This is a genomic window from Leptospira venezuelensis (assembly GCF_002150035.1).
Lineage (GTDB): Bacteria > Spirochaetota > Leptospiria > Leptospirales > Leptospiraceae > Leptospira_B > Leptospira_B venezuelensis.
In genome coordinates, this window is sequence record NZ_NETS01000007.1 from 167771 (window position 1) to 188194 (window position 20424).

20 protein-coding genes are annotated in these 20424 nt (G+C 39.9%); 5 read left to right on the forward strand and 15 right to left on the reverse strand.

Annotated elements, in window-relative coordinates; translation table 11 throughout:
• Positions 1–258: 258 nt before the first annotated feature.
• The 4 genes from B1C82_RS02805 to B1C82_RS02820 all read right to left on the reverse strand — a co-directional run bounded on the left by B1C82_RS02805 (position 259) and on the right by B1C82_RS02820 (position 4193).
• On the reverse strand, positions 259–855 hold the full coding sequence (locus tag B1C82_RS02805) for a Crp/Fnr family transcriptional regulator (RefSeq protein WP_086446099.1): 597 nt from the start codon (positions 853–855) through the stop codon (positions 259–261).
• 103 nt (positions 856–958) lie between these two features.
• The gene (locus tag B1C82_RS02810; RefSeq protein ID WP_086446332.1) at positions 959–1795 is read right to left on the reverse strand and encodes an alpha/beta fold hydrolase; all 837 of its coding nucleotides are present in this window, start codon (positions 1793–1795) and stop codon (positions 959–961) included.
• Positions 1796–2013: 218 nt separating this feature from the next.
• Positions 2014–3009: an RNA polymerase sigma factor SigJ gene (sigJ, locus tag B1C82_RS02815; protein ID WP_086446100.1), complete on the reverse strand. Its 996-nt coding sequence runs from the start codon at positions 3007–3009 to the stop codon at positions 2014–2016.
• Positions 3006–4193: an NAD(P)/FAD-dependent oxidoreductase gene (locus B1C82_RS02820; RefSeq protein WP_086446101.1), complete on the reverse strand. Its 1188-nt coding sequence runs from the start codon at positions 4191–4193 to the stop codon at positions 3006–3008. Before B1C82_RS02820 ends, sigJ begins: the two co-directional genes overlap by 4 nt.
• 153 nt (positions 4194–4346) lie before the next feature.
• On the opposite strand from B1C82_RS02820, the gene B1C82_RS02825 reads away from it, so the two are divergent.
• Positions 4347–5285, forward strand: a complete 939-nt coding sequence (locus tag B1C82_RS02825) for a cytochrome-c peroxidase (RefSeq protein ID WP_086446102.1) — start codon at positions 4347–4349, stop codon at positions 5283–5285.
• Between the two features lie 14 nt (positions 5286–5299).
• Here B1C82_RS02825 and B1C82_RS02830 read toward each other — a convergent pair whose 3' ends face one another.
• Entirely contained in the window at positions 5300–6943 is a 1644-nt protein-coding gene (locus B1C82_RS02830) for a TolC family protein (protein WP_086446103.1), read from the reverse strand.
• A 95-nt stretch (positions 6944–7038) separates the two neighbouring features.
• Between B1C82_RS02830 and B1C82_RS02835 the strand changes: the two genes are divergently transcribed.
• On the forward strand, positions 7039–9126 hold the full coding sequence (locus B1C82_RS02835; protein ID WP_086446104.1) for a thioredoxin domain-containing protein: 2088 nt from the start codon (positions 7039–7041) through the stop codon (positions 9124–9126).
• On the opposite strand, the gene rsfS is transcribed toward B1C82_RS02835, so the two are convergent.
• From rsfS to rplU, 10 genes are all read right to left on the reverse strand, one after another.
• Positions 9123–9500, reverse strand: coding sequence for a ribosome silencing factor (gene rsfS / locus B1C82_RS02840; protein WP_086446105.1), 378 nt, complete (start codon positions 9498–9500; stop codon positions 9123–9125). The genes B1C82_RS02835 and rsfS overlap by 4 nt on opposite strands.
• A gap of 2 nt (positions 9501–9502) precedes the next feature.
• Complete coding sequence (locus tag B1C82_RS02845) at positions 9503–10651, reverse strand: LCP family protein (protein WP_086446106.1); 1149 nt, start codon at positions 10649–10651, stop codon at positions 9503–9505.
• A gap of 42 nt (positions 10652–10693) precedes the next feature.
• Positions 10694–11287, reverse strand: a complete 594-nt coding sequence (gene yqeK / locus B1C82_RS02850; RefSeq protein ID WP_086446107.1) for a bis(5'-nucleosyl)-tetraphosphatase (symmetrical) YqeK — start codon at positions 11285–11287, stop codon at positions 10694–10696.
• A gap of 24 nt (positions 11288–11311) precedes the next feature.
• Positions 11312–11920 carry a nicotinate-nicotinamide nucleotide adenylyltransferase gene (locus tag B1C82_RS02855; protein ID WP_086446108.1) on the reverse strand — a complete coding sequence of 203 codons (609 nt, stop codon included), beginning with the start codon at positions 11918–11920 and terminating at the stop codon, positions 11312–11314.
• A 19-nt stretch (positions 11921–11939) separates the two neighbouring features.
• A complete protein-coding gene (locus B1C82_RS02860) occupies positions 11940–13202 on the reverse strand; it encodes a glutamate-5-semialdehyde dehydrogenase (RefSeq protein WP_086446109.1) in 1263 nt (420 codons plus the stop codon).
• Positions 13199–14065 (reverse strand): glutamate 5-kinase, encoded by an 867-nt coding sequence (gene proB / locus B1C82_RS02865; protein WP_199775830.1) that lies wholly within the window; start codon positions 14063–14065, stop codon positions 13199–13201. Before proB ends, B1C82_RS02860 begins: the two co-directional genes overlap by 4 nt.
• The gene (obgE, locus tag B1C82_RS02870; RefSeq protein WP_086446111.1) at positions 14046–15101 is read right to left on the reverse strand and encodes a GTPase ObgE; all 1056 of its coding nucleotides are present in this window, start codon (positions 15099–15101) and stop codon (positions 14046–14048) included. Before obgE ends, proB begins: the two co-directional genes overlap by 20 nt.
• Positions 15102–15197: 96 nt before the next feature.
• Complete coding sequence (gene rpmA, locus B1C82_RS02875) at positions 15198–15452, reverse strand: 50S ribosomal protein L27 (protein WP_086446112.1); 255 nt, start codon at positions 15450–15452, stop codon at positions 15198–15200.
• A gap of 2 nt (positions 15453–15454) precedes the next feature.
• Positions 15455–15775: a ribosomal-processing cysteine protease Prp gene (locus B1C82_RS02880; RefSeq protein WP_086446113.1), complete on the reverse strand. Its 321-nt coding sequence runs from the start codon at positions 15773–15775 to the stop codon at positions 15455–15457.
• On the reverse strand, positions 15772–16083 hold the full coding sequence (rplU, locus tag B1C82_RS02885; RefSeq protein ID WP_008593635.1) for a 50S ribosomal protein L21: 312 nt from the start codon (positions 16081–16083) through the stop codon (positions 15772–15774). The genes B1C82_RS02880 and rplU overlap by 4 nt, the downstream gene beginning before the upstream one ends.
• Before the next feature lie 177 nt (positions 16084–16260).
• On the opposite strand from rplU, the gene B1C82_RS02890 reads away from it, so the two are divergent.
• The 3 genes from B1C82_RS02890 (at position 16261) to B1C82_RS02900 (ending at position 20420) form a co-directional block, all read left to right on the forward strand.
• On the forward strand, positions 16261–17118 hold the full coding sequence (locus tag B1C82_RS02890) for a pirin family protein (protein WP_086446114.1): 858 nt from the start codon (positions 16261–16263) through the stop codon (positions 17116–17118).
• 126 nt (positions 17119–17244) lie between these two features.
• Positions 17245–19059, forward strand: coding sequence for a translational GTPase TypA (gene typA / locus B1C82_RS02895; protein WP_086446115.1), 1815 nt, complete (start codon positions 17245–17247; stop codon positions 19057–19059).
• Positions 19060–19499: 440 nt separating this feature from the next.
• Positions 19500–20420 (forward strand): esterase/lipase family protein, encoded by a 921-nt coding sequence (locus B1C82_RS02900; RefSeq protein ID WP_086446116.1) that lies wholly within the window; start codon positions 19500–19502, stop codon positions 20418–20420.
• Positions 20421–20424 lie beyond the last annotated feature (4 nt).

Consider the following 20424-nt stretch of genomic DNA (forward strand, 5'->3'; position numbering starts at 1 on the left):
TCTCGAAATGATTCATTAAGGACAATCTAAAGTATTCTTAGTGCACTTGCTCAAAACCTGGTTTCTTCGGCGCTTTTTTATTTATTCACTAATATTCTGTAGGAGTTCCAACAAAATTCACTGTTAGAAAATGATTTGCTAAAAGAGGAATTTTGAGGTAGGAGAGTGCAGCTTTCCCACAGGCCACTCCCCCCAATCCCAATGCAGGGTGGGGGCGGACTTTTGAAGGTGATGTAGGAACTCCTACATTGCAATTCTCTAATCTTTTTTTCTCTTCGCTCGGATCCTACTTAAGGAAACAGGCGTAATCCCCAAATAAGATGCGATATGATATTGAGGAATAAGTTCTTCTATATCAGGTCTTGATTCTAATAATAAATCGTATCTTTCTTCTGCGCTTAAGGCTAAGAGCTCATATTCTCTTCTGGCCTTTTTTAAGAATAAGTTCTCTGCAAATATTCTACCTAATCTCTCCCAGGCAATGTCTTGTGAGAATAGTTTTCTGAATTCTGAGAATTTTGCTACTGCAAGTTCGCAATCTGTAATTGCTCTGATATTACAGGTAGAAGGTTGTTCCGTAAGTAGATCAAAATAAGATCCGGTAAAGTCTCCCGGGAAATTGAAACTTTTGATATATTCGTTTCCTTGGTCTGTTAGATAATATTCTCTCAACACACCTGAGAATACGAATGCAAACTCAGTTGGTTGGGCCCCTTGTTTGATCAGAAAATCCCCATATTCTAACTTGCGAAGAGTATATAGTGCTTCCGATTTTTTCCAGACTTCTTTTGGGATGGGAGAGACCTGGTTCACGGTTTGATAAATTTTTTCCCAGGGACGGTCTTTTTGATCCATACAATTCCCGTTAGCGGATTTCTAAAGAAAGTCCGCAAACGGAAATTTTACAAATCTAATTATTGGAAAAATCCAAAAACATTCTAAGTCTGCGACTCGGTTCCTATATAGAATTTAGAAATGGCAATGTGACTTTTAAGAATTCCTTTGGGTTTTCCGCAAAGGGCACATGACCTGTTTTTAGATAGGCCAACTTGGAACCTTTTACTTTTTCATGAAGTCTGAGAGCAAGTTTAGGATCTATGACTGGGTCATATTCTCCCCATACGATCAATGTTGGCACTTGGATTTGGGAGACTTTTTCTCTTAGATCATGTCTTTCATCCAAAAAACTTTTCCAGATGGAAGCATTCACTTCTTTCGCACCTTCTACATTTTCTCTTTCTTTGATACGGGATAGAATAGACTCTGTATATTTATTCCTGACCTTTATATAATGATTCGGAAAGAAATTCCAAACAAAGCTAGTAAACCAAACCTTGGATTTTAATCCGGCAAAACTTTTAGTAATCCAATCCGGATCGTTTAGTCCGCCTGAGTCCACAATCACGAGACCTTTTACTAGTTCCGGTTTTTTTAGAGCAAGATCCATAGAGGCAAAACCTCCGAGAGAGTTCCCTATAAAGATCCCGCCTTCCGGGGAAAGCTGCGTAACCAGGTCAGGTAATATTTCCGCATATTCTACCGCAGAAGCAGAAGTCGCAGGCTGTGGGTTTTCAGATAATCCGTGCCCCGGCCAATCCAAGGAGATCACTTTATATTTTTCTGATAAACTCGGCAAAATAGATTCAAAATCGTTATGGTCATGGCCTGCCGAATGTAGTAAAAAAATCGGCTTTCCTTTTCCTTCTATCCAATATGCGATCTTTCCTAACTTAGAAGTATAATATCCGCTTGGTAACTTCGGTGATGTGGTTTTGTTTTCTAAAACTGCTTCCATCTTCTCTCCTCCACTGCATTGAATGAGTAACAAACCTAAAAGTAAGTTTGCTGTTAATATTCGTTTCATACTCGAATCTTCTCTTAGGAAAGATCCAAAGTCAAGAAAGGGAGAAGGGTATCATAGATAAGTGAATTATCCTATGTTAATCGTTTTAAATGCGGGCTACAAGAGCCGGGCGACTATAGCCCCCTATGCGGGTTTCAGGAGTGAAGCGATTATCTTACGATTGCCCATTTTACTAATTTAGCCACTGGATTTAACCATTTTGCTACCTTCTTCCGATATGTATGCGGGAATAATAAGAAGTTCTCGAGCGGAAAGATCAGTCCTTCTTCTACCAGCTTATCTTTGTTCTCCATCGATTTTAATTTATCCGGATTGAGAACAGAATAAATTTTGGAAATACCGTCTTCGTCTATGAGGAAATTTTGTAAGTATGCAGGTTGATCATTATAATAGCCGATTAATGTTTCTGCACCATTTACCATTCCAAAATAAAAATCCAGAGTATATTTGAGTTTGTTGCTTCCAGTCCGGATGAAAAAATGAGAAGCCCTTTCTTTTCCGATGATCGGAATTCTAGCAGCATTTACTTTTCCACCGCCATCTGACCAAAGGACTATCTCTTCTTTTAGAAAAGGGACAAGCAGTTCCGGTTTTCCTTTGGAAGAAGCGAGTAAAAAATCACGGAAGATCTTTTTTCTTTTTTCGGAAGGTGCATCGTATTTTTTACGATCAGATTTGAGTGATTCTTTGGCTCTTTTTAGGATTTGTCTGCAATTCTCCTGATTTTTTCCGACCACTTTGGATATTGAGTCATAATCCATCTCAAAACTTTCTCTGAGTAAAAACACTGCCCTTTCAATCGGATTCAGTTTTTCTAATAAATGCAGAAATGCGAGGTCTAATGTTTCTTGGTCAGGCTCTTCTTCCATAGGTCCCGGAGCCAAAGGCTCCGGTAACCAAGGACCTATATAGGTTTCTCTTTTTCTTTTTGCCTTTCTTAAAGAATCCAAGGAGAGTCTTGCCGCAACCGTAGATAGAAATGCCTTTGGAGATCTTATCTTCTCTTCTTTGGATTTTTCCCATCTTAGAAAAGTTTCCTGCACTATATCTTCGGCTTCTACCACACTCCCTGTCATCTTATAGGCGATCCCAAAGACCAAACCTTTGTTTTGTATAAATTGATCTAGTCTTTCTTGGGTGTTCATTTTTCAGCCGTCGCTAATCTTTCGTTTTGTTTAACTAAAGTTTTTTCTTTAGGTTTAGGGATCGCATAAAAATCGAAATATTTTTCTGCTTTAAAGGAGAAGACAGTAAATTTGCAAATAAGCTCTTTCACGAAAGCTCCTATTCTTCCCGTCCAAAATTTTTCCTTAGGGCTGTCATCGTAGTTCAGGAATTGGAATAATCCTTCTTTTCTTCCTAAACTTACACAACGTCCTACATACGCTAGTTCGAAAGGTTTTTGTCCTATTTCAGATTTATTTCCTATTAGGGTAGAAATTCTTTCTCCTAAATAAATTCCCATTGGAAGAGCTGTGGCACATGCCATCCGCAAATAAGAAAATTCTTCACCCGGAATTTTTACTGCGTCTCCCGCTCCTATGATATTTGAATATTCAGGAACTTGCATATATTCATTCAAATATACTTGGCCGATCTTATTGGATTCTAATCCTGAGTTTTTTCCCAGATCAGAAGCAACTAACCCAGCAGAAAGCACACAATAATCGTGAAGAACCTGAGTTCCGCTTGTGGTTTTGATCTTATCTTCTAATAGATATTCTCCTCTTTCTCCTTCGATAAGATTCACATGCAGATTTTTCAGAACTTCTTTCATATAAAGAACAGCTCCTGAAGAGAAATTTTTTCCGATCTTATCCGAATCCAAAAGTGTAATTTTTGCTTTTGGATAATTTTCTGCGAGTTCCGTTGCTACTTCTATTCCGGAAAGTCCTCCGCCTAATACAGTAATTTTTGCGTCAGGATGATTGTTTAATTCTCTTCTCAATCGTTCCGAATCTTGGAAACTTGCGACTGAGAAATAATTGATTCCTTTTGTGCCTGGATCTCCAGCCCTCATTCCTGCAGTATAACCCAGGTAGTCGTATTCAAAATAAGTCCCGTCGTTTAAGAGAACTTTGTTCTCATTTGGAAATATATTTTCTACTCTTTGGATGATCAGATCTACCTTAGAGTTTAATAAATTTCGGATCTTAAAATCTTTTCCTTTGGTTCCTGCGATCACCTGGTGATTTCTGATCTTTTCTCTAAAGATCGGTTCTGCAGTAATTAGGGTAATTTCTACCTCGGAGCTTTTGCGCGCTAATCTGTTTGCCGCAGCAATCCCTGCATAACCTCCACCTACGATCAATACCTTCTTCTTTGACATTCTTGCCTCCGGTTCTAAAAGGAAGACGCGCCTTAGGCATAGCTTGTGACATTGTTTTGAATTTTCTTTGAGATATGGTCTCAGAAGACTTTTAGACTAGTTCTTGATTAGGAGATTGACAGAGGCATTCTTTTAAGCATCCTGGATAAGGACATGAAGCGTATTTTTTTCCTGATCTTATTCATGATTTCGATCTTAGGATTGATTGTATGTAAGGAAAAAAAGCCAATCCCTGAATTGGAAGGATTCGTTGTTAAGAATGTAATTCATCCTAGTAACAACCCATTCAATCAAGAAAAAGTGGAATTGGGGAAGACTCTATATTTCGATTCTAGGCTTTCTTTCAACCAAGATGTAAGTTGTGCAAGTTGCCATAATACTGCTTCTCCTTCCGAAGGTTTTCCTCGAACCAAGATCCATAATCCAGCTCCTTCTCTCACAAATGTTGCATTATATAAAGATGTATTTAAAGACCCGGAAGCAAAAGAGTTAGAAGATCTTGTAAAAGACAAAGTGCATTCCAAACTATTATTCCAGAATGAAACAAAACTCATCCAACGGATTTCTTCTATCCAGGGTTATAAGGAACTTTTTGAGAAAGCTTATGGAGATCCTGAAATTTCAGGGGAAAGAATTGTATTAGCTCTTTCTACCTTCCAAAGAACCATAGTAAGTAAAAATTCAAGTTTTGATAAATTTGTAATGGGGGAAGAGACAGCACTCACTCCTGCACAGATTAGAGGTTGGGATGTTTTTCAGAATAAAGCAAAATGTATCCAATGTCACCAGGGCCCTAACTTCTCCGATTCTAAATTGCATACGACTGGTCTTGCTGGGATCAAAGATAAGGTTAGAACTCCAACATTAAGGGATGTTACCAAAAAGAAAACATTCATGCATAATGGGATTTTTGGATCGATAGAAGATACAGTGAACCATTTTGCGGAAGGTGGCCATTCCAAAGCGGTTCATGATCCTATGTTGAAACCTGCTGAACTTTCCGATCAGGACAAGAAAGATTTGATCGAGTTCTTAAAAGCATTAGAAGGGGAGCCAATCCAGTTGGAAATCCCTTCTATCCCGAAAGCCTAATATATAATTTTAGATTATTTATCGGAAGGTGTAGCTTGCTGTGCTCTAGCTACTTCGTTTTTGATGATTGTATCTACAATCTCATCCACATTCACTCCGAACTTTTCGAAAACAGAGTTCCTTGCAAGTTCATAACGGATGATATCCACGTTAAAGTTGATCCTTGCTTGAGCTACTTGTAACTCTGCTTGGATTAAACCGTCCAGAGCGGATTTCACCAACACTGCAGTGAATCTTCCTTGATTAAAACGTGCTTGGACACCTTTGTAAAATTTCTCTGCTTCTTCTTTACGAGTGTTTGCAGTTTCTAAAAGTTCCTGCCCCGCAACGATTGCATAATATCTATTATCTAACTCTTCTTTGATCAGAGTTCTAAGTTCTGTTTCTTGTTTTGACAGGATATCCAGTTTGAGCTTTGCATCCCTAATATCTGTTTGAATTCCCGTATCGAATAAAGGATAAGATAATGCGAAGTTTAAAGTTTTTTCCGGATACTTAAAAGACATCATTCCTGTGTCTGGATTCACATAGTTCGTCTGAGGATTTAAGAAAGTCTGTCCTCTTGTAGAATAACTTCCTGTAATTTTTAAAGAAGGCATGTCTTCTGCATTCTTGATCTTCAGTTCTAACTCCGCGATCTGTCTTTGGCGGATTAAATTTTTTAGATCGATCCTATGATCCAATGCATATTGATAATCTTTAGTAGGATTGATATCGTTTGGAACTTTTTCCTGAAGATCAGTGATCCCTGAAATTTTAGAACTTGGGTCCACGTTCAGGACTCGGATCAAATTTCTTTCTGCTTCTGATCTAGCAAGCCTTGCTCTTTCTAAACTATTTTCAGTTTGAGTGAGAGCACTATTCCATTGGTTGACCTCGAATCCTTCGGAAAGACCTAGATTACGTTTTCTGACAGTAAGATCTCTGATGTTTTTAGTATTCTTCTCTAATCTATCGAAAGTTTCTACCTGAGAATCGTAAACACTCAAGCTCCAATAGTCTACCAGGGTTTTAACTACAAGCTGAGCAAGAATATTGACTAACTCGTCTCTACGAATCACTGCGTTTTGTTGTAAGACCTTTTGTTTTTCTTTCTCAGTCTGGCCGAAAGAATACTTCAAAAGTTCCTGACCAAGAGTTACAGTCAGGGCATCTGTATATTGAGGAGGAGCAGCTAAATAAGAACCTACTGCGCCTAGTCTGGCAGCAGCAGCCTGAGTCTCAAATGCATCCGCATCGAATCGTGTATGGCTAAGTTCCAGACTAAAATAGGTCAGGGTTTGGAAGTTTTTTTGGATCCCTACGTTTATCCGATCATTTGAGATCTTTGTTCCAGAGAGAACGTTATTATTATTAAGAGGAAGATTAGTTTTTGTTTTCGAAAAACCGCCGACCAGCGTCCATGCATATTGAGATAGATTTTTTAATTCGGCAGTATCTGCTTTCACGAATTCCATCCCAGCGTTTCTAACTGTGATATTATTCGCTAGGACATAATTGACCGCTTCTTTCAGAGTAAGTTTAAGAACTCTAGGCCTATTTTGAAGGGAAGGGTCTAACTCTTGGGCGAAGTAGGAAGCTGGAAAACTGAAAGCTCCGACAAGCAAGAGTCGCAGATAAAATTTCCTTAACCAAGGAATATTTGCAGGCCTAAGCATAGTTTCGTTGGTCTTCCTACGGAGCATGGTTTTTGGTTCGGAAGAATTTGCCAAATCGAAAAATCTAAAGTAAAAGTCTAGACAGCTTAAAATCGATGAAAACTCCAGATAAAAAATTGAACCGACTCGCGTCTGAAAAAAGTCCTTATCTACTCCAACATTCAACCAATCCAGTGGATTGGTTTCCTTGGTCCGAAGAGGCATTTGCAAAGGCAAAATCAGAGAATAAATTGATCTTCTTATCCATTGGTTACGCCACCTGCCATTGGTGCCATGTAATGGAGAAGGAATCGTTTGAGAATGAAACCACTGCTGAAGTTTTGAATAGAGATTACGTTTCTATTAAGGTAGATCGAGAAGAAAGGCCTGATGTGGATCGGATCTATATGGATGCGTTACATGCCATGGGACAGCAGGGAGGCTGGCCTTTAAATATGTTCCTAACGCCTGAAGGTAAACCGATTACAGGTGGCACCTATTTTCCTCCGGTCCCAAAATACGGTAGAAAAAGTTTCACGGAAGTTTTAGGAATTTTAACAGGATTATGGAAGGATAAAAAAGAAGAATTACTAGAGGCTTCCGAAGACCTGACTAAACATTTAAGGGAGTCAGAAGAGGCCAGAGCACTTGCAGGGGAAACGCTAGCTGCTTCTCCAGGACCGGAAGTATTCGAGAATGGATTTTTATTATATGATCGATTTTACGATCAAGATTATGCGGGTTTCAAATCCAATTCCGTAAATAAATTTCCGCCAAGCATGGGGCTTAGCTTTTTATTACGTTATCATAAATCTACCGGAGAACCTAAAGCTCTCGAAATGGTAGAAGAGACACTGACTGCCATGAAAAAAGGTGGGATCTATGACCAAATCGGCGGGGGACTTTGCAGGTATTCCACCGACCATCATTGGTTAGTCCCACATTTCGAAAAGATGCTATATGATAACTCACTTTTCTTGGAAGCCTTAGTAGAATGTTACCAAGCAGTGGGAGAGGAAAAATATAAAAATTATGCGTACGATGTAATTGAGTATCTGCGCAGGGATATGAGATTGCCTGGCGGTGGGATCTCAAGCGCAGAAGATGCGGATTCAGAAGGAGAAGAGGGGCTATTCTATCTTTGGACAAAAGAAGAAGTGAGAGAAGTCTGTGGGCAGGACTCTTCTCTTTTAGATGAATTTTGGAATATTACAGAAAAAGGAAATTTCGAAGAGAAAAATATTCTACACGAAACATTCAGAATGAATTTCTCCAGGCTACATGGATTGGAGCCTTCCGAGTTGGAAGAGATTATTTCCAGAAATAGGAAAAAACTTTTAGAAAAACGTTCTACAAGGATCAGGCCTCTTAGGGACGATAAGATCTTATTCTCTTGGAACTGCTTGTATATTAAGGCAGTGACAAAAGCTGCAATGGCTTTCGGAGACGGAGATCTATTAAGAGAAGCAGAAGAAACATATAAGTTCTTAGAAAATAATCTAATCAGAGAAGACGGAAGATTGCTCAGAAGATTTAGAGAAGGAGAAGCAAGATTCCTCGCATACAGTACTGATTATGCCGAGTTCGTATTAGCTTCTTTGTATCTATTCCAAGCAGGAAAAGGATTCAGATATTTGGAGAATGCGATCCGATATACCGAAGAAGCGATCCGACTTTTCAGAAGTCCTTCCGGCGTGTTCTTTGATTCGGGAATAGACGGAGAGGTATTGCTCAGAAGGACCGTAGACGGGTATGATGGAGTGGAACCTTCCGCAAATAGTTCCTTTGCGACTGCATTCGTTTTACTTTCTAAGTTAGGAGTGGTGGATTCTGAAAAATATCTGCAATATGCGGACTCTATCTTTTCCTATTTCAAACCTGAATTAGAAGCTTATCCGATGAGTTATCCATATATGCTTTCCGCATTATGGCTTAGAAAATCTCCGGGAAGAGAACTTGCGGTAGTATATTCCTCCCAAGAAGAATTATTACCTATTTGGAAAGGAGTTGGCTCCTTATTTTTGCCGGAAACGGTACTTGTATGGGCTAACGATAAGGAAGCAAAAGAGAATGGAGAAAAATTCCTGCTTCTAAAAAACAGAAATTCAGGAGGAGGAGTGAAAGCATACGTTTGCGTAGGATTTCACTGTGAACTTCCTGTATCGGATTGGTCTAGCTTAAGAGCAAGATTGGTAGAAAATTAAGAGAGTTCTATTCTCTCCGCATCTCTCCAAAGTCTGTCTAGATTATAATATTCTCTTTTTTCCGGAGTCATTATATGGACTATAAATTCGCCGTAGTCCAGCAGGGTCCAACCGGAAGAGGAGGATGTTCCCGTTTTATCGGTTTCCTTATGGGGGAGTTTAAAACCTTTTAATGCTTTTTTGATCTCTCTCGCTACAGCGTTCGCTTGCACTGCTGAGTTCACGGTGCAGATCAAAAAGAAACTTAAGTATGAATGCACAGATTCCAGGTTCAAGACCGCGATCTCTTCGCATTTTTTATCCTGCATGATCTTATGGATAGTTTTCAGGATTTCCATTGTGTTTTCCGGGTTATTTTTAGGAGAAGGACTCATATTTATTTTTTAGGCTCTATATCGGACCCTAATAGAACTGTGGAGTCCAGCCCTAGGTCCTTTCTTAATACATGATATACTTTTGTTTTTTCTAATATGGAGGAAATTTTATCCGCCACTGCAGTATTCCCGGAACGATCCAAGATAATCGTTTTTTTGATATCTTTGGTCCAAGCGTTATCAACTGAAAGGACTTTGATCCTTTTGTCTGCTAACGTAGTTCTTACGTCTTTTGCAAGACCAGCCACATCGGTTCCATTCAATACTTCCGTTCTTGCATATTCCCCATCCGTAAAGATCTCGGCGGAAACATCTTTATGAAATTTACGGATAGCAACGGAAGCTCTGGCTGGATCCGCTGTTAAGAATAAACGTCTAGTTTTTGGATCCAATGACGGCTCACCCGGAAGTTCTGTAATTCCGAATGCAAGTCTATGAGAAGTAGCAAATTTTAGAAGAGTGTAAAAATCTTCTTTGGAAAAATCGGAATCTATCAGGTTAAAAACCATCTCCGACCAAAATGAATTCAGAAGTTCTTTGTTTTCGTATAATGTTTCGTAAATAGATAAAACAGCACTTTCTTGTCTGCTGATCCGATCCAGATAGTCCAAAGTTTCTTTCTTATCCATGTAAGAAACGTAATCATACGCATCTTCTCCGGAATAAGAATACAAACCGGGTTCTCTTACATAAGAAGGAGAAATTCTATTTGTGCGATTATCAGTGTATAAATTCACTCCGCCTAAGATATCTACAATCTTAATAAAGGAAGAAGCATTGATCTTTACAGTATAATTTGGCTTGGAACCTAAGATATCTTGAACTGCATCCTTAACTGCAGATGTTGCCTTGGATTTAATTTGTTCTAAACTATCTTCCGGATCTTCAAATGTAGTAATAGGATGAAAGAAAAATAAGCCGACTCTTTCTTGGGAAGGGAAGATAGTCGCTAAAAATCCGAATTCATATACATCGTCGTTCCCAACGGCATGGAAAAGTATATGGATCGGTTTACCTGAACTGATCTTTTCGTCTAGGCCTGTTCTTCTGAAATTACGAAATAGGAAAAATAGTAAGGCCAAAAATAGAAAGCCTGCGGCTATCCATAATGGAATCAGATTAAAAGGTCGAATCGGTTTGTTAGGACTCAAATCAAAGCCTCGGATTCCATTCAGAAAGAAAAAATAACCCTGTCAATTGGATAATTTTCCCAAGGCGAAATGATACATGGAGATGGTTCTTTTATGGATTTCTCGTTTATGATCTAAGAGGTTCTGCATGGTATGGGCCGCCTTATTCAAAACGGCAGAGTATAGATTTTTCTTGGCCTCGTTTCTCCATTCCGAATATTCCGTTTGTCTTTCTGCAAATTCGGAACCCAAAAAGTCAGCCGCATATAAGATATAATCCAAAAGATTCAGGTCGTCTCCGCCAAGAGTATGGTGTTTCACTGCATCCAAAACGGATCTTGTTTTTAAGCCATATTCCGTTTCTAAATAGTAAGGAGCCGATCTGGAATGCCAGGCTGCTTCCGGAAGTTTAGGAGATTCAGAATCGTTCACTTTAGTAAAAAGTTCTAAATGGAATTCTTTAGTTTTTTGCTTAGTAATATCGTGAACCACGCCAGCTAAATAAGCTTCCTTGGTTTCATTCGGAGAATGGATGCTCGCGAGTTCTTCTGCGATCTCTGCCACACGAAGACTATGCTCCCAACGGGTCTTAGTGATCTCATTCGGGACAATATCGGTAAAATATTTTATTTGTTCTATGGTAGTATTCGGAAGCATCTGGTTCAGGTTGGAAAGGACCGTTTAACAATATGATTTATTCTTTAGTATGATATTCCACACTTCATCCGACAATGCAATCGGTTTACTATTCTCCAAAATACATTTAGGAAGTTCTTCTCTTAAGTTCGTAGAAGCCGCTTCTATAATCCGATTTTGTAAAAATACGATCTTATTTTGAAAATTCTGCAGATTTTCATTTTGGGGAATAGACTCTGAAAATCTTCGGAAGACCAAAAGAGAATACACCCTATCCAAAATATTCTCCCAGTTATTCCATTTATGGAATTCCGAATAATTATCCTCTCCAATTAACAGTGCGAGCTCCGCATCCGGTTTTATATTCAAAAGTTCTAAAATAGTTTCCTCGGTATAACTGGGAGTTTCTCTTTTTATCTCCCAATCCCAAACTATAGTATTCGGGAAATTTTTGAACTGAGCTTTAACAAGATCCAGGATTAGCTCTGGAGGAGTTTTTTTATTTTGTTTCCAGGGGGAGGTATGGTTCGGAACGATCAAAAGTTCTTTTGCATTCGGAAAATTTTCCCAAAAACTGGACGCAACTTCTGCATGACCTAGATGAGGAGGATCAAAGCTCCCCCCAAAAACTCCGACCAGACCGGAAGAGTTCATTAGAGAAGTAGAAGGTCCCTTATCCTCGGACCTGTCCTTCTCCTTCCGCATATGTAGTGGTTGTTGTAAGATGAACAAGTCCCATCGGTCCTCTTACGTGCAGTTTTCCTGTTGAAATTCCTACTTCCGCTCCGAGGCCGAATTCTCCTCCATCATGAAAACGAGTAGAGATATTCACAAAGATCGCAGCAGAATCCAAGGAACGACTAAAAAAGTTCGCAGCGCTAATGTCTTCTGTTATGATCGCTTCTGTGTGACCTGAGCTTGTTGCCTCAATAAATTCGATTGCTTCCTCTATCTTATCTACTGTTTTTACGGAGAATCTTAGATCCAAAAATTCTTCTAGATAATCTTCTTCCTTAACTGCTTGGCCTTTCGGATAGATCGCAAGTGATCTCGGATCTAAAAGAAGTTGTACACCTTTAGATGCGAGGCCCTCTAATAATTCTTTCGTATAAGGATATTCGGAATGTATAATTAAGTTTTCTGCAGCATTACAAACTCCAGGTCTTTGCACCTTGGAATTGATTGCGATCGGTAAAACTTTTTCAGGATCTGCTGATTTATCTATATAAAGATTCACCACTCCCTTATCATGTTTTACCACAGGGATGAGAGAATTTTCCGAAACAAAACGGATGAGACCTTCTCCGCCTCTAGGAACTACTATATCAATATAAGATGTTTGTTTTAGGAAAGGGATCATATATTCTCTTTCCGTTCTATCTACGAAGGTTACTGCATTCGGAGGCAGACCTTCTTCTTTTAAACAATCTTGGAAAATTTTTGCAAGTATTGTGTTGGAGTAGATCGCTTCTGAACCGCCACGTAAAATACATGCGTTCCCTGATTTGAAAGATAAAGCTCCCACATCAATCGTAACATTTGGTCTGGATTCGTAGATTACCATCACCACACCTAAGGGAACTCTTTTTGTATTTAAACGAATTCCATTTGGAAGGGTAGTTCCTCTTACAGTTTCGCCTACTGGATCCGGAAGAGCCTTAATTTCTAAAACTGCATTAGCGAGGCCTTGGATCCTTTTTTCATCCAAGGTTAATCTGTCCAAAAGTGCGGAAGACAATCCTTTTGATTTTCCTGCTTCTAGATCCTTAAGATTCTCTTTTAGAATTTCAGATTTTCGGGAGACCAATGCAGAAGCTAGTTTTTCCAAAACCTTATTCTTTTGGGAAGTATGGATGGATCGAATTTGTCTATAAGCATCTTTCGCGGATTTACAAAGTTCGTCTACGTAGATGGATTCTGCGGATCGTTGGATCATTCCTGACCTCCGTTACGTTTGGCTCGGAGAATGGATTTAATTTCCTCCTCCGTAAAGTTTTTCTTTTTACCGTTCGAGACAACCAATGTCCCGAGTGTATTTGTTTCTATAAACTCACGCACGCAATTTTTGAGATTCCCATCTATGATTCCGCAAGGAATTCCTGCCTCGCTGGAGATAGAAGCTGCCTTTAGCTTGGTATACATTCCGCCTGTACCTGGGCCGCTTGGGCCTCCCGCTTGAGAAAGTTCGGATTTTCCTACTTCTTCCAAGAATGGGATCAGTTTTCCGTCTTTTAAAAAACCTTCTACACCTGTGAGAATGATCAAAAGATCTGCTTCTACGATTAGACTTACGATCGCAGAAAGAACGTCGTTATCTCCGAATTTTACTTCTTCAGTGGCGACTGAATCGTTCTCGTTTACAATCGGTAGAATGCCCCAATTCAGAAGTTGTCCGAAAGTATTTTTCAGATTTTTAAATCCTTCCGGATTCTCCATGTCGAGGACGCCGAAAAGAATCTGAGCGATAGGAAGATTAACCTTAGAAAAAAAACTATCGTATAAGTTCACTAAGCGGTTTTGGCCCATTGCAGCCAGAGCTTGCTTTTCGGGGAGAGATTCTCCAGCTTCTGCCGGGTTGGAAAGTGCGGATAAAAGTTTTCTTCCTCTTGCGATCGCTCCGGAGGAAACTAAGATCACTTGTTTTCCAAGATCTCTAAGGTAGCGTATGTCCGAAACCAGACTAAAGAGGAAATCATTCACTTCCTCTTCTGAGCCAGAAAGTCTTGCGGAACCTATCTTTATTACTATTTTATTGGATGTTTTAATTCTCTCGTTCAGATCATTTCGATTCATCTGAATTTTCCCGGTGTTCTTCTTCGTTAAAATGTAATTCTTCCAATTCTTTTTGGAAGAAAGTGGAATCCATTACGGAAAGTAATTCTTCTAAATTAAGTTCTTCTTGAGCAGAAATGGGGATCACCCTTCCCAAAGAAGAAACAGACTTAAGTAGTTCTTCCGTAAAACTCTGGTCTTCCCAGATATCTATTTTATTTAAAACGATCAAATGCGGTCGGTTTAGAAGTTCCGGATTATATGATCTCAACTCTGCCTGAAGCATTTTGAAATCTTCTATAATATCTAATGCAGCTGCATCAAAAACGTATAATATACCTTTTACTCTTTCTATATGTCTTAAAAAGGAAAGTCCAAGGCCTACACCTTTACTTGCGCCTTCTATAATCCCGGGAATATCCGCCATAGTGTAACGGTAGATATCTCCCTTTCTTTTAACTACGCCTAGGTTGGGAGCAAGAGTAGTGAACGCATATCCTGCAATCTTAGGGTGAGCTTCCGTAATTTTAGAGAGTAGGGTAGATTTGCCTGCGTTAGGAAGTCCTACAATTCCTACATCCGCCAGAAGTTTGAGGCTTAGGCGTAAATGTTTGTATTCTCCATCTTCTCCAGGTTGAGAAAATTTAGGAGTTTGGTGTGTAGAAGATTTGAAATGGGTATTCCCTTTTCCTCCTCTTCCACCTTTGACGACCAGAAATTCTCCGTCGTCCTTTACGAAATCGTAAAGTAGTTCTCCGCTTTCTTCGTCGAATACTTGAGTTCCGAGAGGGACAAAAAGAATTAGATCTTCTCCCTTTTTGCCGGATCTTTCGTTACCTTCTCCAGGAAATCCGTCCTGGGCTCTAAATCTTCTTTTAGTAAGATAACGATCTAAGGTAACCATGGAAAGATTGGCGCGCATAATTATATTACCGCCAATTCCTCCGTCACCACCATCAGGTCCTCCGAATTCCACATACTTCTCTCTTCTGAAATGCATGGATCCGGCTCCACCATGTCCGGCGGTAACTTCGATCAAAACTTCATCTAAAAACTTTTCCATGTTGAATAAGGGCCCTAAAATAAAAAAAGAAAGGCTCGAGGAAAAAATCCCCGGAAGGCCTTTCTTTTTCCACGCACTAAATCTGAGATCTAATGCTTATTTCGGGTAAACGGAAACTTGCATTTTAGTTTTGGAAACTTGTTCAAATTTAACGTGACCTTCTACTAGAGAGTAAAGTGTGTGATCTTTACCAACACCCACGTTTTTTCCTGGATTCAGTCTGGTTCCTCTTTGACGAACAAGAATATTGCCCGCTAAAACCAACTCTCCTCCGAAACGTTTTACACCAAGACGTTTGGATTGGGAATCGCGTCCGTTTTTGGATGAACCGCCACCTTTCTTATGTGCCATGTTTATTCTCCTATGAGTTCAATTTCTGAAGGATATTGTTCCTTCAAGTTGACCAATCCACTTTTCACGAGATCGAAACTCGTACGAACAATTAGATCAGTCGTTTTTCCGGAGACGATCTTGAAGTCCAAGAGTCCGTCTCCGATTACCGCTTCTTCCGCCAAACCTTCTTTACTTAAATGTAAGTAAAGAGTTTGGATGAGTACTCCGACAGCGGCGCAGAGAAGATTTTGTCCTTTGGATCCGTGCATCTTAGAAGCGTGCCCGGAAGATTCCAAACCAAGGATTTCTTCTCCTTTTCGGAGTATCTTAATCCGGATCAAACTGCCGAAAGAGAAACTACCTTAACTTTTTGCAGTTGTTGTCTATGTCCCCAGGTTCTCTGAGAGTTTTTACGTTTTTTGTAAACGTATCCTCTTACTTTTTCTCCCTTTACGTCTTCCAATACTTTCAGGGAGACTTTAGCGGATTTGAGTTCCGGAGATCCGATATGGACCTTATTATTTTCAGCGAATAGTAGAACCTTAGCATCGAAGGTGTCACCAGCATTTTTACCGGTTTTTTCAGTCAGGAATTCAAGATCCTGAGTGACTTTGAATTGTCGATTGCCGACAGAGATGATCGCGAACATGATTACTGGCCTAGTTTTCTCGAGTTTTGACCAGTTTTGACCGGTCGGAGCCGGTGTCAAGGGTTTTGGGGTACGATTTGCAAGGAAGAAGATTGTCTTTCGCTAAAGCAGTTCCGTTATTCGGGTTTTAAATCTTGCTTAGATTTCTGGGACTCAGATCTAATAGTCTATACTATTATGAGATATCTTATCGCTAAGAAAAAAGATTTGGGAGACGGTTTTTTTGTAAGAAGGGTGCTTCCACAGATCGAAGCCAGAAATGTGGGTCCTTTCGTTTTTCTGGACCATATGGGTCCTCTTCCCATCAAGACTGGAGCTGAAATTGTAGTCCGTCCTCATCCTCATATAGGTCTTGCAACAGTCACTTATCTTTATGACGGAGTGATCACTCATAGAGACAGCATAGGAAAGGTAGAAGATATCCGCCCTTTCGAAGTTAACTGGATGACTGCCGGTTCCGGAATCGTACATAGCGAAAGATCCAAACTAGATCCTGAATTTAATATTTTAGAAGGTATCCAAACCTGGGTGGCATTGCCCAAAGAATTCGAAGAGACTTCTCCTGAATTCTTTCATCATGAAAGAGAAGAATTGCCTACAGTCAGTGGCGGAGGTTGGGAACTCAGGCTGATCGCAGGTTCTTTTATGGGAGAAGTTTCTCCGGTTAAAGTATATTCTCCTTTATTCTATGCTGACCTGGAAGTTGAGGCCGGCGCAGAAGTAGAACTTCCAGTTCCAGCTGAACAAGAAGCTGGCATTTATGTTGCTAGAGGTAAGGCTGACGCAGAAGGAAAGATCGTTTCCATAGGAGATATGGCCATCTATCCAAAAGGTGGAGCAGTAAAATTCAGAGCGGAAGAAACTTCTCGTATTGTTTTACTCGGCGGAACTCCACTTTCGACTCCAAGGCATATGTATTGGAACTTTGTATCCAGTTCTTTGGAAAGGATAGAACAAGCAAAAGTGGATTGGAAAGAAGATCGATTTGCGCATGTACCAGGGGAGACCGAAAGGATCCCATTACCTGAACATTAAAAATCCTAGGATCGTTTAAAACCGGTTATTAATAGCGATCTAATGCGTTCTTTTTCATCCTATTGAAAAGAATTTCCTAAAATTCCACCTTGTCACCCTGGCCCTTACGTAAATTTTGGTCATAGCATGGAAATCCGCAATATCGCCATTATCGCACACGTTGACCACGGTAAAACAACCCTTCTAGACGGTATTTTACGCCAAACAGGCGCAGTTACTGCAAAAGAAGACGGTGAAAGAATCATGGATAGTAATGATCTCGAAAAAGAAAAAGGGATCACAATCAAGGCCAAAAACACTGCAGTTGTTTATAAAGGTACTCGAATCAATGTGGTGGATACTCCTGGTCACGCGGATTTCGGAGGAGAAGTGGAGCGAGTTCTTTCCACAGCGGATTCTTGTCTTCTTCTTGTAGACGCATTCGACGGACCCATGCCTCAAACCAGATTCGTATTAGGAAAGTCCTTACAGTTAGGACATAGACCTATCTTAGTTATTAACAAAATCGATAGAGATGGAGCTCGTCCTGACGCTGTAGTCGATATGGTTTTTGACTTATTCAGCGATTTAGGAGCTACCAATGAACAATTGGATTTTCCAATCGTATATGCTTCTGCAAAACAAGGTTGGGCAGTAAGCCAATTAGAAGATGCTCCTGGAACCAATTTGGATCCACTTTTAGATACTGTACTTTCCCATGTTCCTCCTGTTAAAGCAAATATAGAAGCTCCTCTACAATTCCAAGTTACTTCCTTAGATTATAATGATTACGTAGGCCGTATTGCGATCGGTAAGATCTATAACGGTAAACTCCAAAAAGGAATGAGCGTAATCCAAGTTTCCCCTAAACCAAATGGCAGGGACGAAACCCAAGTTTTAAAGATCACTAAACTTTATAACTTCGAAGGACTCAAAAGAAACGAGATCGATGAAGCTGAAGCTGGAGATATCGTTTCCATTGCAGGACTACCTGATGTATTTATCGGGGACACAGTTTGTGAGCCTGGAAAAGCAGCTCCAATGCCTGCTATCGAAGTAGAAGAGCCAACTGTATCCATGTATTTTATGGTAAACAATTCTCCATTTGCGAGTAAGGAAGGTAAGTTCGTAACTACCAGAAATATCCGCGAACGTCTGGACAGAGAATTAGAAACAAACGTAGCAATGCGTTTGGAAGAAACAGAAGATAAAGACCGCTTCAAGGTCTTAGGCCGAGGCGAATTACATCTTTCTGTACTCATTGAGACCATGAGAAGAGAAGGTTTCGAACTACAAGTTTCCCGTCCTGAGGTAATCATCAAGAAGGGAGAAAACGGAGAAAAGTTAGAGCCTTACGAGTATCTAGTAATGGATCTACCTGACCAATTCACCGGAAGTATTATTGCAGAATTAAACCGTAGAAAGGGAGAGCTTCAGTTGATGGATGCTCATCCGTCCGGAATGACCAGAGTGGAATTTGTAATTCCTACAAGAGGTATTATCGGATTCAGAGGTTACTTCGTAACTGAAACTAAAGGTGAGGGAGTAGCATCCAGCCGATTCCTAAGATTCGACAACTATAAGGGCGAAATTCCTGGAAGAAAGAACGGTGCACTGATTTCCATGGACTCCGGAGAAACTACAGGATATGCACTTTGGAAAATTCAGGAAAGGGGAGAGTTACTAATCGATCCTCAAACTCCTGTATATCCAGGAATGATTATAGGTATCCACTCCAGAGATAATGACCTGGAAGTGAACCCAGTTAAAGAGAAAAAACTGACTAACGTAAGATCTTCCGGAGCAGATGAGGCGATCAGATTGGTTCCTCCTCGTAGGTTCAGCTTAGAGCAGAATATCGAGTTCTTGGACGATGATGAACTTTTGGAAGTAACTCCTCAGAGTATGCGTCTTCGTAAGAGACATTTGGATGCAAATGCAAGAAAGCGTGCTGCCAAATAATCCCTTTCGAAAAGTTATTTAAAGAAGAAGGCTCGCTTTAGGCGGGCCTTTTTTGTGTACTTTTCTATAATGTGTTCTTTGTTTGATCTTTTGTAACAATCGTTACAAAAGATTCATTACACCAAATGGTATAAAACATATTATAATTTTAGAATATTCTTAATATTTATTCTTAATCGAACGATCGATTTAAGAATATTTTTTCATCTGCACTTATAATTCTCTTATTTTCTCAATTGACAATTTAACACTGTTCTATATTTCCCTTTGTGAACTTGAGTTCAGAAAAAGCTGGACAAGAGTTCAAATAGCAAACGTTCGAAATTAAAAAATTAATTCAACTGTTTGTTATATATAAAAAGAACTCCTTCCTAAAGAGGCAAAGCCCAGGGAAGTGAGATCCGTAGAGAGAATAGTTTAAAAGAAGAGGGTTAAGGAGAATGTTAAAAAGAGCAAAGTTAATGGTAGCTGGGGTTCTATTCCTAGCAGCGGGAGCAGTGAGCGCGTCTGGTGGAGGATCTTCAAGTAAACCTCTAGCTGGAGCTTATCCAATCGTATTGACTCATGGTATTTTCGGTTGGGGTAAATCTACTGGTATTGTTGATTATTGGGGTGGAAACGCAGCCTATCTTCAATCCCAAGGAGCCACTGTTCTTACTCCTACTGTAACTGCTACAAACTCTTCTGCAGCAAGAGCAGCTCAGTTAAAAACGGCAATCCAAACTGCAATGGCAGCAAATAACTACACCGGAAAAGTTCATATCCTTGGACATTCACAAGGTGGATTGGACGCTCGTTATCTTGTTTCGAATCTTAGTTTTGCAAGTAAAGTAGCAACTCTCACCACAATCAACACTCCTCATAAAGGAAGCCCGGTTGCGAGCGTGATAGAGGCTGTGATCCCGAGTTGGGCACTTCCTTATGTAGGAACTGTGATTAATGCATTGGTAGGAGTAGTTTACGGACAATCCAGCCAAAACGTAGTTGCTGCATTAAAACTTCTTACTGTGAGCGGTGCAACTGCATTTAATGCGAGTGTTCCAAACGCTTCTGGAGTTAAGTATTTCTCTTACGGATCTTATATGATCGGTAATGATCTTATCCAACACCCTGCAATGGGACTTCTCGCACCTATTTGTTCCATCGGAGCTCCTTTCTATGGACAAAGCATCTGGAATGACGGTGTGGTTCCAGACGACTCACAAAGATGGGGAACCTGGAAAGGTGGTCCTTCTTACGGAGTACTTACTACAGGTGTGGATCACTTAGAGGCAACCAATGCATTATACCTTGGACAAACTTGGTATGATACTAATGGTTATTACTTAAAAATGGCTTCCAACGCAAAAAGTAATCAATAAGAAG

Bases quoted from the DNA above. Each gene is read 5' to 3' on its own strand.
- B1C82_RS02805 (WP_086446099.1), bottom strand. From the start codon at position 855: ATGGATCAAAAAGACCGTCCCTGGGAAAAAATTTATCAAACCGTGAAC.
- B1C82_RS02810 (WP_086446332.1), bottom strand. From the start codon at position 1,795: ATGGAAGCAGTTTTAGAAAACAAAACCACATCACCGAAGTTACCAAGC.
- sigJ (WP_086446100.1), bottom strand. From the start codon at position 3,009: ATGAACACCCAAGAAAGACTAGATCAATTTATACAAAACAAAGGTTTG.
- B1C82_RS02820 (WP_086446101.1), bottom strand. From the start codon at position 4,193: ATGTCAAAGAAGAAGGTATTGATCGTAGGTGGAGGTTATGCAGGGATT.
- B1C82_RS02825 (WP_086446102.1), top strand. From the start codon at position 4,347: ATGAAGCGTATTTTTTTCCTGATCTTATTCATGATTTCGATCTTAGGA.
- B1C82_RS02830 (WP_086446103.1), bottom strand. From the start codon at position 6,943: ATGCTTAGGCCTGCAAATATTCCTTGGTTAAGGAAATTTTATCTGCGA.
- B1C82_RS02835 (WP_086446104.1), top strand. From the start codon at position 7,039: ATGAAAACTCCAGATAAAAAATTGAACCGACTCGCGTCTGAAAAAAGT.
- rsfS (WP_086446105.1), bottom strand. From the start codon at position 9,500: ATGAGTCCTTCTCCTAAAAATAACCCGGAAAACACAATGGAAATCCTG.
- yqeK (WP_086446107.1), bottom strand. From the start codon at position 11,287: ATGCTTCCGAATACTACCATAGAACAAATAAAATATTTTACCGATATT.
- B1C82_RS02855 (WP_086446108.1), bottom strand. From the start codon at position 11,920: ATGAACTCTTCCGGTCTGGTCGGAGTTTTTGGGGGGAGCTTTGATCCT.
- B1C82_RS02860 (WP_086446109.1), bottom strand. From the start codon at position 13,202: ATGATCCAACGATCCGCAGAATCCATCTACGTAGACGAACTTTGTAAA.
- obgE (WP_086446111.1), bottom strand. From the start codon at position 15,101: ATGGAAAAGTTTTTAGATGAAGTTTTGATCGAAGTTACCGCCGGACAT.
- rpmA (WP_086446112.1), bottom strand. From the start codon at position 15,452: ATGGCACATAAGAAAGGTGGCGGTTCATCCAAAAACGGACGCGATTCC.
- rplU (WP_008593635.1), bottom strand. From the start codon at position 16,083: ATGTTCGCGATCATCTCTGTCGGCAATCGACAATTCAAAGTCACTCAG.
- B1C82_RS02890 (WP_086446114.1), top strand. From the start codon at position 16,261: ATGAGATATCTTATCGCTAAGAAAAAAGATTTGGGAGACGGTTTTTTT.
- typA (WP_086446115.1), top strand. From the start codon at position 17,245: ATGGAAATCCGCAATATCGCCATTATCGCACACGTTGACCACGGTAAA.
- B1C82_RS02900 (WP_086446116.1), top strand. From the start codon at position 19,500: ATGTTAAAAAGAGCAAAGTTAATGGTAGCTGGGGTTCTATTCCTAGCA.